The organism is Solidesulfovibrio sp. DCME (genome assembly GCF_049995385.1).
Classification (GTDB): domain Bacteria; phylum Desulfobacterota; class Desulfovibrionia; order Desulfovibrionales; family Desulfovibrionaceae; genus Solidesulfovibrio.
Window position 1 is genome coordinate 1,948,927 of sequence record NZ_CP188261.1, and the last position, 12,408, is coordinate 1,961,334.

The 12,408-nt window shown below is 62.3% G+C and carries 8 protein-coding genes; all 8 read left to right on the top strand.

Annotation, left to right across the window (positions count from 1 at the left end; all coding sequences use genetic code 11):
* Positions 1-61 precede the first annotated feature (61 nt).
* The 8 genes from ACP59X_RS08345 to lon all read left to right on the top strand — a co-directional run bounded on the left by ACP59X_RS08345 (position 62) and on the right by lon (position 12,368).
* Positions 62-2,038: a hydantoinase/oxoprolinase family protein gene (locus tag ACP59X_RS08345; protein WP_428567729.1), complete on the top strand. Its 1,977-nt coding sequence runs from the start codon at positions 62-64 to the stop codon at positions 2,036-2,038.
* A 193-nt stretch (positions 2,039-2,231) separates the two neighbouring features.
* Positions 2,232-2,957, top strand: coding sequence for a hypothetical protein (locus ACP59X_RS08350; RefSeq protein WP_428567732.1), 726 nt, complete (start codon positions 2,232-2,234; stop codon positions 2,955-2,957).
* Between the two features lie 34 nt (positions 2,958-2,991).
* The gene (locus ACP59X_RS08355) at positions 2,992-4,593 is read left to right on the top strand and encodes an ORC-CDC6 family AAA ATPase (protein ID WP_428567735.1); all 1,602 of its coding nucleotides are present in this window, start codon (positions 2,992-2,994) and stop codon (positions 4,591-4,593) included.
* Positions 4,594-4,603: 10 nt separating this feature from the next.
* Positions 4,604-6,169 (top strand): hydantoinase B/oxoprolinase family protein, encoded by a 1,566-nt coding sequence (locus tag ACP59X_RS08360; protein WP_428567737.1) that lies wholly within the window; start codon positions 4,604-4,606, stop codon positions 6,167-6,169.
* Positions 6,170-6,344: 175 nt separating this feature from the next.
* On the top strand, positions 6,345-7,685 hold the full coding sequence (gene tig, locus ACP59X_RS08365; RefSeq protein WP_428567740.1) for a trigger factor: 1,341 nt from the start codon (positions 6,345-6,347) through the stop codon (positions 7,683-7,685).
* Positions 7,686-7,851: 166 nt separating this feature from the next.
* Positions 7,852-8,466 (top strand): ATP-dependent Clp endopeptidase proteolytic subunit ClpP, encoded by a 615-nt coding sequence (gene clpP, locus ACP59X_RS08370; RefSeq protein ID WP_428567744.1) that lies wholly within the window; start codon positions 7,852-7,854, stop codon positions 8,464-8,466.
* Between the two features lie 56 nt (positions 8,467-8,522).
* Entirely contained in the window at positions 8,523-9,776 is a 1,254-nt protein-coding gene (clpX, locus tag ACP59X_RS08375) for an ATP-dependent Clp protease ATP-binding subunit ClpX (RefSeq protein ID WP_428567751.1), read from the top strand.
* 132 nt (positions 9,777-9,908) lie between these two features.
* Positions 9,909-12,368, top strand: coding sequence for an endopeptidase La (gene lon / locus ACP59X_RS08380; RefSeq protein WP_428567754.1), 2,460 nt, complete (start codon positions 9,909-9,911; stop codon positions 12,366-12,368).
* The last annotated feature ends 40 nt before the right edge of the window (positions 12,369-12,408 follow it).

Genomic DNA, 12,408 nt, shown 5'->3' on the forward strand with positions numbered 1-12,408 from the left:
GGACGCATGGCGCAACCAGCCGTAACGCCTCCGCGCCCAAGGGCGGGGGAAGGGAGGCCCGATGGCCGTTGTCGGCGTGGACACCGGTGGCACGTTTACCGATCTCATTTGTTACACGGAAGCGGGCGCTACGGTGGTCAAGCTGCCGTCCACGCCCGACAATCCCGCCCGGGCCGTGCTGGAGGGCCTGGCCCGCCTGGGGCTTGGCCCGCGCAAGGTCCTGCACGGGTCCACCGTGGCCACCAACGCGCTGCTCGAGGGCAAGGGCGCGGTCACGGCCTATGTCGCCAACGCCGGCTTCGAGGACGTCATTGCCATCGGCCGCCAGAATCGCCCCGAAATCTACGACCTGACCAGCCGCAAGGAAGCCTGCCTCGTGCCCGAGGCCTTGCGCTTCGGCGTGCCGGGCCGTGTCTCGGCCGAGGGCAAGGTCATCGAGGACCTCTCCCCCGAGCAGGCCTGGCAACTGGCCCAGGCCGTGGCCGAATCCGGGGCGACCTCGGCGGCGGTGTGCCTGCTTTTTTCCTTCCTCAAACCCGAGCACGAGAAGCTGCTCGGCCAGGCCCTGGCCGAGGCCGGGATCGCCGTTTCGCTTTCCAGTGAAATCCTGGCGGAATTTCGCGAATACGAGCGCGCGGCCACAACCGTTGCCAACGCCTACGTGGCGCCGGTCATGGACGCCTACCTGGGCGAGCTGGAGGCCGGCCTGTCCGAGGGCGCGCCGCTTTTCGTCATGCAGTCCAGCGGCGGGCTGGTCACCGCGCCGGTGGCCCGGCGCGAGGCCGTGCGCACCATCCTGTCCGGCCCGGCCGGTGGGGTGGTGGCGGCGCTTGCCGTGGGCAAGGCGGCCGGCTTCGACCGGCTCGTCACCTTCGACATGGGCGGCACCTCCACGGACGTGTCGCTGCTCGACGGCATGCTGTCCATGGCCATGGAAAAGCACATTGCCGGGCTGACGGTCAAAACGCCCATGCTCGACATCCACACCGTGGGGGCCGGGGGCGGCTCGTTGGCGGCGCTGGACGCCGGCGGGGCACTGCTGGTCGGGCCGCGAAGCGCCGGGGCCGATCCCGGGCCGGCCTGCTACGGCAAGGCCGAGGGGCTGACCGTCACCGACGCCAACCTGTTTCTGGGCCGGCTTTGCCCGGACCATTTCCTGGGCGGGGCCATGCGCCTTTTCGCCGACCGCCTGCCGCCGCTGTTCGAGACCCTTGGCCGGGAGGCCGGGCTTTCCGCCGTGGAGGCGGCCGAGGGTATCGTGGCCGTGGCCGAGGCGGCCATGGAGCGGGCCATCCGGGTCATTTCCGTGGAGCGCGGCCACGATCCGGCCGAATTCGCGCTGCTTTCCTATGGCGGGGCCGGCGGGCTGCATGCCGTTTCCCTGGCCCGGCTGCTGGGGATGGGCACGGTGGTCGTGCCGCGTCATCCCGGGCTTTTCTCGGCCCTGGGCATGTTGTGCGCCGACGTGGTCAAGGATTTTTCCGAGACGGTCATGCTCGGCTCGGACAAGGTGGATATTTTCGAGCTGGCCGGGTTGTTCGGCTCCCTGGAGGAGAAGGCCCGCGAGGGCATGGCCGAGGAGGGCGTGCCGGCGGCCAAGGTCGTCCTGGAGCGCCAGCTCGACATGCGCTACCGGGGCCAGTCCCACGAGTTGCCCATCCGCCTCGTGGCCGATCCCTTCACGGCCTTTCATACCCGCCACGAGGCCGTTTTCGGCTTCAAGAACCCCAGGGCCGTCATCGAGGTGGTGACGCTGCGCATCCGGGCCCGGGGCGTCACCGAGAAGCCCGTGTTCGAGCAGTCCGAGCATCGGGTGGCCGCCGTGGCCGAGGCCGCGAAGATCGGCGAGAAGCCGCTTGTCTGGAAAACCCGCGAGATCGCGGCCATGTGGTACGACCGCGAAAAGCTCGTGCCCGGCAACCGCCTTTTCGGGCCGGCGCTCGTGGCCGAGGCCTCGGCCACGACCTTCGTGCCGCCCAAGGCCGAGGCTCTGGTCGACGGGTTCGGCAACCTCGTCATCGACACCCGGGTCGGCTAGCGGTGCCCGGCGTCGGCGGGCGATTCGGTGAGGATGCCTCCGGCGGCCAGGAGGGGGTGACCCCCTCCTGGACCTCCCCAAGGGGGGGGAGGGGGCTGGCCTGGCGCGGGGCTCGGGAAGGGTCGCCCGGGGCGACGGCGCGATTGGTGGCGGGTGTGGCAAATCCTGTGACAATCGCCGGAGGGCGCGGCTGATGCTCGTCATCGGCACGCCGTGTTACGGCGGGGTGGTCACGCTGCCCTACATGCTGTCCATGCTGTCGCTCAAGGACGTGCTCAACCGGGAGAAGCTGCCGTTTCGGCTGCTGACCCCGGCCAACGACAGCCTGGTGACGCGGGCGCGCAATTCCATCGCCAATGCATTCCTGCGTGACGAGCGGGCCACGCATCTGCTTTTTATCGATGCGGACATCGAGTTCCAGCCGGCCATGGTGGTGCGCCTGCTGCGCAGTGGGCACGACGTGGCCTGCGGCGTCTATCCGGTCAAGGGGCTGCGGCTCGACCGGGTCATGTCCATGCCCGCCGGCACGTCGCCGGCGGTTGCCGAGGCGGCCAGCCTCGATTATGCCGTCAAGGTGAAACCCGGCTGCCGTATGGACGAGAAGGGTTTCCTGGAAGTGGACTACGCGGCCACGGGCTTCATGATGGTCTCGCGCCGGGCGCTGACGCGGCTTGTGGACGCCTATCCGGATTTGCACTATCGCGGGAATTACACCAACGAGGAACCGGCGGACAATTTCGCCTTTTTCGATACGGCCATCGACCGGCAAACCCGCGACTACCTGCCCGAGGACTACGCGTTTTGCAAACGCTGGTGCGACATCGGGGGCAAGGTGTATGTGAGTGTGCCGGGGCGGTTCGCCCATCATGGGGGCAGGGCGTATGTTGGGGATTTTGCGGCGTATCTTTGTAAAATTTAGATCAGTATTAGACGCATCATAAAGGATGTAAACAATGGAAAATGAAGAAAATGAAATCGCTCAATTGCTTCTTAAGGATAAAACATTTTATCGAGCAGTGTCGAATATTTTGCAACGTTCTGAACGCCAAAGTGACATAGAGAAACTTGTTGATATTTATGTTGATGTAGGAATAATCCCTCAGCTAGAGAACAACAATAATCAAATTATTTATGGGCGGAGAGGTACGGGAAAGACTCACGTTTTTAAGGTGTTGAAGAAAAAGTTTGAGGAGGAAATTAATACAAGTGCAATCTATATTGATTGTCGCGTCCTCGGAAGTACTGCGCAATTTTCAGATGATACTTATGAAATGCGTGTTAGGTGCCTTGCTTTGTTTCGAGACTTTATGCAAATAATTCATAATGAGTTGCTTGATTTGATAGCTCAGGTTTCAGGGAAAAACTCTGAAAGACTTTTCGATCTTCTTTTTCAGCTTTCCAATGCATTTAGTTCTGACAAAGAAGATGTTGTCAGAGAAGAGGTTGTCGTTATTGAGAAAGATAAAGTCGCTCAGAATGTTAGTGCTGGTGTAGCAGTAGGTCAGACTGGCTTGTCTATAAAGGCAGATATGGGTGGCTCCTTAGAAATTGGTAAAGACATCACTGAGAAGTTTAAGGTAAAGCGTGATGATAAAGTTATTTTCGGAGATATACATTATTTTGTAAAAGAAATATTGAGTGTTTTGCAGTATAGACTTGTGTTACTCGTTGATGAGTGGTCTTCGTTGCCCCTTGATATACAGCCATATTTGTCAGAGTTTATTAAACGAGCTTTTTTTGCCAATGAATTGGTTGTGGTAAAAATAGCTTCATTAGAATATAGATCAGAGTTTAATATGCCGTTTAAGGGTGGTCTTCTGGGTTTTGAGCCAGGAGCAGATATCTCTATAGCATTAGATATTGATGACTATTATGTTTATGATAGAAGCCCTGAGCAGATTTCAAATCTTTTTTTAGATATAGTTTACCGGCATATTAAAAGTGAATTGCCAACTGGCTATTTAGACGAAGAATACGGAATTGATACAAGCCAGGGTTTGGCTTGGTGTATATTTACAACAGAAAAGGTATATAACGAATTAGCTAGAGCCGCAGAGGGAGTTGTTCGAGACTTGATTAATATATTTACGATAGCTTTCTTTGATACCGTTCGTCGTGGTCGTGAGCGTATAGATCAAAGATCTGTCTTGGAGGCGGCAAGGGAATGGTTTGAAAAAGATAAAAACGAATCGCTAGATACGCCGCTTCGTGATTTGTTGTCAAAGATAATAAATGAAGTTATTGGGCATAGAAGTGCGCGATCTTTTTTGTTGCCAAAAGAACTTCAGAAAAATTCAAACATACAAAAGCTGTTTGATTTGAGAATTCTCCATCTAGTCCAGAGAGGCTATGCGGATAAGGATAATCCAGGAAAGCGTTATAATATTTATACGCTTGATTATGGAACTTATGTTGACTTGCTAAAGACATCAAGACAACCTAAGGACTATGTTTCTGTAGCTGATACTCATGATGGCGATTGGATTGTGCCCTTTGACGATAAGAGAAGCATTCGCCGTATTGTGTTGACAAGTGAATTTATTGATGGAGATTAATGAGATTGCCATGAATATCACCCCCATCACGCTCGAAGTCTTCAAGAACAAGTTCGCCTCGGTGGCCGAGGAAATGGGCATGGCGCTTTGCCGGGCCGCCTATTCGCCCAATATCAAAGAGCGCCGCGACTTCTCCTGCGCCGTCTTCGACGCAAGCGGCGACATGGTCGCCCAGGCCGCCCACATCCCCGTGCACCTGGGCTCCATGCCGCTGTCCGTGGCCGCCGTCATCGAGGCCGTGGACCTCGCGCCCGGCGACATGGCCATGCTCAACGACCCGTTTAAAGGCGGCACACACCTGCCCGACATCACCCTGGTCGCCCCGGTTTTCGCCGGCGGCGACACACCCCTTTTCTACGTGGCCAGCCGCGCCCACCACGCCGACGTCGGCGGCATGGCCGCCGGTTCCATGCCGCTGTCCACCTCCATCTTCCAGGAAGGGCTCGTCATACCGCCCGTGAAAATCGTGGCCGGCGGCGAAATCGTGCCCGACGTCATGAACCTCTTTTTGGCCAACGTGCGCACCCCCAATGAACGCCAGGGCGATTTCTCGGCCCAGATCATGGCCAACGCCACCGGCGTGGCCCGCATGGAAGCTCTGGTCGCCGCCCATGGCCGCGATACCGTCACCGCCATGGCCAAGGCGCTGACCGACTACGCCGAACGCCTCATGCGCGCCGCCATCGCCGCCATACCCGAAGGCGACTACACGGCCGAGGACTTCCTGGACGACGACGGCGCCGGCAACCAGGACCTGGCCCTGCGCCTGACGCTGTCCGTGGCCGACGGCGAGGCGGAACTTGATTTCACGGCCAGCGACCCCCAGACCGCCGGCTGCGTCAACGCCGTGCGGGCCATCGCCCTGTCGGCCGCCCTCTACGTCTTCCGGGCCCTGGCCGGCGGCGCTATGCCCACCAACGCCGGCTGCCTGCGCCCCATAACCGTGCGCACCAAGCGCGGCAGCCTCCTCGACGCCGCCTTTCCGGCCGCCGTGGCCGGCGGCAACGTCGAAACCTCCCAGCGCATCGTGGACGTGATCCTGGCCGCCCTGGCCACGGCCCTGCCCGGCGCCGTGCCGGCCGCCTCCCAGGGCACCATGAACAACGTGGCCATGGGCGGGCGCGACCCGCGCAGCCAGGCGCCCTTCACCTACTACGAAACCCTGGCCGGCGGCGCCGGCGCCCACGCCACGGGCGACGGCCAGTCGGCCGTGCACTCCCACATGACCAACACCTGCAACACGCCCGTGGAGGCCCTGGAATACGCCTACCCGCTGCGGGTGACGCGCTACGCCCTGCGCCACGGTTCCGGCGGCGCCGGCGCCCACCGGGGCGGGGAAGGGCTCGTGCGCGAGGTCGAGGCCCTGGCGCCCATGGAGGTGACGGTGCTGTCCGAGCGGCGCCTGCGCGGCCCGTGGGGGCTGGACGGGGGGGGCGAGGGGGCGGTGGGTGTCAATACGGTGACGCGCCGCACCGGGGAGATGGTCATGCCGGCCAAGTTCCACGTGAAGCTGCGCCCGGGGGACAGGCTGCGCCTGGAGACGCCGGGCGGCGGCGGCCACGGCCCGATTTCCTGAGATTTCTTCTGTCCGGGCGGCCGGTTGCGGCAACACGGGCAAAGCCTCTTTTTCACCTTCCCATTCCTCGACCTTTCCTGTAGTATTGCCTATTTCGTATCCGCGACTATTTACCCCAAACGATCCGCAATCCGCCCCGCCAAAAAGGGCCGGGGCGATACTCCGGGAGGAAGCCTTGGAATATACCGTCTCGCAACTTTCGCCTGTCAAAACGCAGGTCACCGTCAGCGTCCCGGCCGAGGAGGCCAACGCCGCCCTGGCAACCGCCGTGGCCCTGTATCGCTCCAAGGCCGACATCAAGGGCTTCCGCAAGGGCAAGGTGCCGTCGAGCGTCATCGAGTCGCGCTTTAAAAAGGAAATCACCACCGAGGCCACCACCGACCTGATCAACGTCCACATCAACGAGATCATGGGCGAACTGAAGCTGTCGCCCCTGTCCGGCCTCGACGTCAGCGAAGCCGTCCTGGCCAAGGACGCCCCGCTGGACTACACCTTTTCCTTCGAACACGCCCCGGCCTTCGACCTGCCCGATTACAAGGGCCAGGCCATCGAGGAGGAGGAGGTCGAGGTGCGCGAGGCCGACATCGAATCCGTCATCGAGCGCGTGCGCAAGAACCTGGCCGAGGTGACGCCCATCAGCGACAACCGGCCGGCCGTGGACGGCGAGGTCGTGTCCGTGACCTTCGAGGCTTTCGAGAACGGGGAGCCCATGCCCGGCGTGCGGGCCGAGAACTTCGAGCTGACGCTCGGCGAGGGCCAGGCCCTGCCCGAGTTCGAGGCCCTGATCAAGACCGTGCCCGCCGGCGGCGAAGGCGAAGCCGAGATGACCTTCCCGGCCGACTTCATCAATACCGACCTGGCCGGCCGCACCGTGACCATGAAGGTGGCCGTCCACGTCATCAAGCAGCGCACGCTGCCCGAAATCAACGACGAGCTGGCCAAAAAGGCCGGCAACTTCGAAAACCTGGACAACATGCGCGAAGCCATTACCATGTCCTACAAGAAATCGCGCCAGGACCTGCACCGTTCCGCCGCCCAGAAAAAGCTGCTGGACAATCTGCTGGCCCAGGTCGATTTCCCGCTGCCGCCTTCCACCGTGGAGCAGCAGCTGGCCGGCATGGCCAACGAGTTCGTGGACAAGCTGGAGCGGCAGGGCAAGAGCCTGGAGGGTGTGGGCAAGACCATGGCCGACCTGGAGGCCGACCTGCGGCCCCGGGCCGAGGAGCTGGTCAAGACGCAAATTTTCCTGGGCGCCGTGGCCGCCAAGGAAGAGATGAGCGTCAGCCCCCAGCAGATGGACGCGTTTTTCTACCGCCTGTCCACCCAGACCGGCCAGGACGTGATCCTGCTCAAGCGCTACTACGAGGACAACGGCCTCATGATCATGGTGCGCGACAAGCTTTTGGCGGACCTGGCCGCCGACTTCATCTACGCCAACGCCCTGGTCACCAAGGTGCCCGAGGCCAAGGCCGCCCCGGAGGCCGAGGACGGCTCGGGCTACGGGGTGCGCGACTAGGCTCTGCCTCGGCCTCGTTTTTGCATAAAGAATGTGAAGCCAACGGGCCGGGTGGGCGCAAGGCCGCGCCACCCGGCCCAAACCCGAAGACCGCGGTCGCGGCGGTTACGGTGAACGGACAAAATTGTCCCAAACGTGACGCCCTCCGGCGCGAAACGGGAGCAACATGACCACCATCCCCATTGTCATCGAAACCACCGGTCGCTCCGAACGGGCCTACGACATCTACTCCCGCCTGCTGCGCGACCGCATCATCCTGCTCGGCAGCGCCGTCGACGACCACATCGCCAACCTCATCTGCGCCCAGCTCCTGTTCCTGGAGTCCGAGGACCCGGAAAAGGAAATCTTCATGTACATCAACTCGCCGGGCGGCGTCGTCTCGGCGGGGCTGGCCATCTACGACACCATGCAGTTCATCCTGCCGCCGGTCTCGACCCTGTGCATGGGCCAGGCCGCCAGCATGGGGGCGCTGCTGCTGAGCGCCGGGGCCACGGGCATGCGCTACGCCCTGCCCCACAGCCGCATCATGATCCACCAGCCTTCGGGCGGCTTCCAGGGCCAGGCCACGGATATCGAGATCCACGCCAAGGAGACCAAGCGCATCCGCGAGGCCTTAAACGAAATCATGGCCAAGCACACCGGCCAGCCTATCGAGAAGATCCAGGTGGATACCGAACGTGACAATTTCATGAGCGCCGAGGATGCCATGGCCTACGGCCTCATCGACAAAGTGTTGACCTCCAGGGAACCTGTGGCGAAAAAGGAACCCGAGGAAGCCTAGGCCCCATTGGGCCGGGGCAAAACGTCCGGACGGCCGGACAGGGTGGGTTTTCCCGTATGACCAAGAAGAAGAGCACCGTTTCAGGCGAGTTGTGCTGCTCGTTTTGCGGCAAGAACCAGGACGAGGTCCAGCGGCTCATCGCCGGCCCGGATGTCTACATCTGTGACGAGTGCGTCTCGCTGTGTAACGAGATCATCGCCCAGGAATCCGTCAGCGAGGAGGCCGAGGGCGGCAAGCTGCTGCCGCCGGCCGAAATCAAGCGGCTCCTCGACGAATACGTCATCGGCCAGGACCAGGCCAAAAAGATCCTGGCCGTGGCCGTGCACAACCACTACAAGCGCGTGTTCTACGCCGGCGCCGCCGGTGTCGACGACGTGGAGATCGACAAGAGCAACATCCTCCTGATCGGCCCCACCGGCTCGGGCAAGACCCTGCTTGCCCAGACCCTGGCGCGCATCTTAAACGTCCCCTTCGCCATCGCCGACGCCACCACCCTGACCGAGGCCGGCTACGTGGGCGAGGACGTGGAAAACATCCTGGTGCAGTTGCTGCAAAACGCCGACTACGACATCGAGGCGGCCAGCAAGGGCATCATCTACATCGACGAGATCGACAAGATCGCGCGCAAGGGCGACAGCCCGTCCATCACCCGGGACGTCTCGGGCGAGGGCGTGCAGCAGGCCCTGCTCAAGATCATCGAGGGCACCGAGGCCAACATCCCGCCCAAGGGCGGCCGCAAGCACCCGCAGCAGGAGTTCATCCGGCTCAACACGGCCAACATCCTGTTCATCGTCGGCGGCGCCTTCATTGGCCTGGACAAGATCGTCGGCCAGCGCATGCGCGGCTCGGCCATGGGCTTCGGGGCCAAGGTCGAGGCCCGCCACGACGACGACATGTCGCGCATGCTGTCCATGGTCCACCCGGCCGACCTCATCAAGTTCGGGCTCATTCCGGAATTCATCGGCCGCATCCCCATCCTCACGAGCCTGGAGGAACTGAGCAAGGACGACCTGGTCCGCATCCTGACCGAGCCGAAAAACGCCCTGGTCAAGCAGTACCAGAAGCTGTTCGAGCTGGACAAGGTCCGGCTGCGCTTCACCAAAAACGCCCTGGACTCCATCGCCGAGAAGGCCATCGAACGCAAGACCGGCGCCCGGGGGCTGCGCAACGTCATGGAAAGCATCATGCTCGACATCATGTACAAGCTGCCGTCCCTGTCCGGCGTCAAGGAGTGCGTGATCAACAAGGCCGTGGTGGAAAAGGGCCTCGAACCGCTGCTGTTCTACCACCAGGAAGTCAAGTCGGCCTGAGCGCCGCCGGCGGCACATTTGACAACGACGGCTTCGGCCTTACTCTACCACCTGCCGCAACAAACCGCCGGGCCGCAATCCTCGCCGGCCCGGCGCGAATCGCCGAGTCAAACCCCGTAAGCGGGAGGTTGCATGACGGGTTTTATTTTCGACAATGACCGGTACGCCGCCGAAACCATACGTCTGCCCATGATGAGCCTGCGGGAAGTGGTCATGTTCCCGCGTTCCATCGCCCCGCTGTTCGTCGGCCGCGAGGCGTCCATCAAGGCCATCGAGCAGGCCGTGGCCGCCCACGACAAGAAGATTTTCCTGGTCGCCCAGCGTTCGCCCGAAACCGAGAAGCCGTCCCCCGAAGACCTCTTCGAGATGGGCACGGTCAGCAAGATCCTCCAGATGCTGCGCCTGCCCGACGGCACCATCAAGGTCCTGTTCGAGGGCCTGTACCGGGCCGAGTGGGAGAGCGAAACCATGGGCGTGGGCGAGGACGCCGACTACCCCATGGTCACCGTGCGCCGCGTGCCCGAGGAGGAATCCGCCGGGGCCGAGGCCGACGCGCTCATCCGGGCCACCCAGGAAGCCCTGGAACAGTACGGCCGCATCAACAAGAAGCTCGCCCCGGAAACCATCCTGGCCATCAATTCCATCACCGCCCCGGGACGGCTGGCCGACGCGGTCATGCCCCACCTCAAGGTGGACTACATCAAGAAGCAGGGCGTGCTGGAAGAGCTCGAACCGGTCAAGCGCCTGGAAGAGGCCTACGCCTTCCTCCAGGGCGAGATCGAAATCTCCTCCATCGAGAAGCGGATCAAAAACCGCGTCAAGCAGCAGATGGAGAAGAACCAGAAAGAGTACTATTTAAACGAGCAGATCAAGGCCATCAACAAGGAGATGGGCCGCGAGGACGACCCCGGGGCCGAGGCGGCCGAATTCGAGGCGCGCCTGGGCGAGAAGAACATGCCCGAGGAGGCCCGGGAGAAGACACTGCGCGAGATCAAGAAACTGCGGCAGATTCCGCCGTCCTCGGCCGAGTACACGGTGGTGCGCAACTACGTCGAATGGATCCTCGACCTGCCCTGGAACGTCTACAAGGAAGCCGAGCTCGACATCGCCGCCGCCGAGAACGTGCTCAACGAGGACCACTACGGCCTGGAAAAGCCCAAGGAGCGCATCCTGGAGTACCTGGCCGTGCAAAAGCTCGTGGAGCGCATCAAGGGCCCCATCCTGTGCCTGGTCGGCCCGCCGGGCGTGGGCAAGACGTCGCTGGCCAAGTCCATCGCCAAGGCCATGGGCCGCGAGTTCGTGCGCCTGTCCCTTGGCGGCGTGCGCGACGAGGCCGAGATCCGCGGCCACCGGCGCACTTATGTCGGGGCGCTGCCCGGCAAGATCATCCAGTCGCTCAAGCGCGTCAAATTCAACAACCCCGTGTTCTGCCTCGACGAGGTGGACAAGATGAGCATGGATTTCCGGGGCGACCCCTCGGCCGCCCTGCTCGAAGTCCTCGACCCCGAGCAGAACGCCGCCTACAGCGACCATTACCTCGACCTGGACTACGACCTGTCCAAGATCTTTTTCATCACCACGGCCAACTCCCTGCACTCGATTCCCCTGCCGCTGCAGGACCGCATGGAGATCATCCGCATCCCGGGCTACCTGGAGACGGAAAAGACGCAGATCGGCCGCAAGTTCCTGTTGCCCAAAAACATCGAGCAGCATGGGCTTAAGGACGAGAACCTCGATTTCGCCGAGGACGCCCTGCTGGAAGTCATTCGGCGCTACACCCGCGAGGCCGGCGTGCGCAACCTGGAGCGGGAGATCGCCTCGGTGTGCCGCAAGGTGGCCCGCAAGATCGTGGAAGGCAAAAACGAGGACGAGGCCCACCCCGTCACCAAGGACAACCTCGAATCCTACCTCGGCGTGCCCAAGCACCGCCACGGCGAAATGGAGCCCACACCGCGCGTGGGGCTGTGCACCGGCATGGCCTACACGGAAGTCGGCGGCGAGATCCTCATGGTCGAGGCGGCCATCATGCCCGGCACGGGCAAGGTGGAGATCACGGGCAAGCTCGGCGAAGTGATGCAGGAGTCGGCCCGGGCGGCGCTTTCCTACCTGCGCTCGCGCTCGGGGCTCTACGGCCTCAAGCCCGATTTCCACAAGGAGATCGACATCCACATCCACGTGCCCGAGGGCGCCATCCCGAAAGACGGCCCGTCGGCCGGTATCACCCTGGCCACGACCATCATCTCGGCGCTATTAAACATTCCGGTGCGCAACGACATCGCCATGACCGGCGAGATCACGCTGCGCGGCCGGGTGCTGCCCATCGGCGGGCTGCGCGAGAAGCTTCTGGCCGCCCACCGGGGCCTGATCCGCACGGCGATCATCCCCGCGGAAAACGAGAAGGACCTCAAGGACGTGCCCGAGACCATTCTAAGCGACATGGAGATCATCAAGGTCGAGAGCATGGACGAGGTGCTGTCCAAGGCTCTGGTCTGTCCCGAGCCGGAAAAGGTCTTCTGCCGGCGCGACGAGAATTCCGCCCCCCTGGCCGAGTCGCTGCTCAAGGAGCAGTTCCGGCCCGAGCCGCGGCATTAGCTGGGAAGGGGAGAAGGACGAAACGATGCCTCCGGCGGAC

Excerpts from the sequence above, each read along its gene's own strand:
- ACP59X_RS08345 (WP_428567729.1), top strand. The coding sequence starts at position 62 with ATGGCCGTTGTCGGCGTGGACACCGGTGGCACGTTTACCGATCTCATT.
- ACP59X_RS08350 (WP_428567732.1), top strand. The coding sequence starts at position 2,232 with ATGCTCGTCATCGGCACGCCGTGTTACGGCGGGGTGGTCACGCTGCCC.
- ACP59X_RS08355 (WP_428567735.1), top strand. The coding sequence starts at position 2,992 with ATGGAAAATGAAGAAAATGAAATCGCTCAATTGCTTCTTAAGGATAAA.
- ACP59X_RS08360 (WP_428567737.1), top strand. The coding sequence starts at position 4,604 with ATGAATATCACCCCCATCACGCTCGAAGTCTTCAAGAACAAGTTCGCC.
- clpP (WP_428567744.1), top strand. The coding sequence starts at position 7,852 with ATGACCACCATCCCCATTGTCATCGAAACCACCGGTCGCTCCGAACGG.
- clpX (WP_428567751.1), top strand. The coding sequence starts at position 8,523 with ATGACCAAGAAGAAGAGCACCGTTTCAGGCGAGTTGTGCTGCTCGTTT.
- lon (WP_428567754.1), top strand. The coding sequence starts at position 9,909 with ATGACGGGTTTTATTTTCGACAATGACCGGTACGCCGCCGAAACCATA.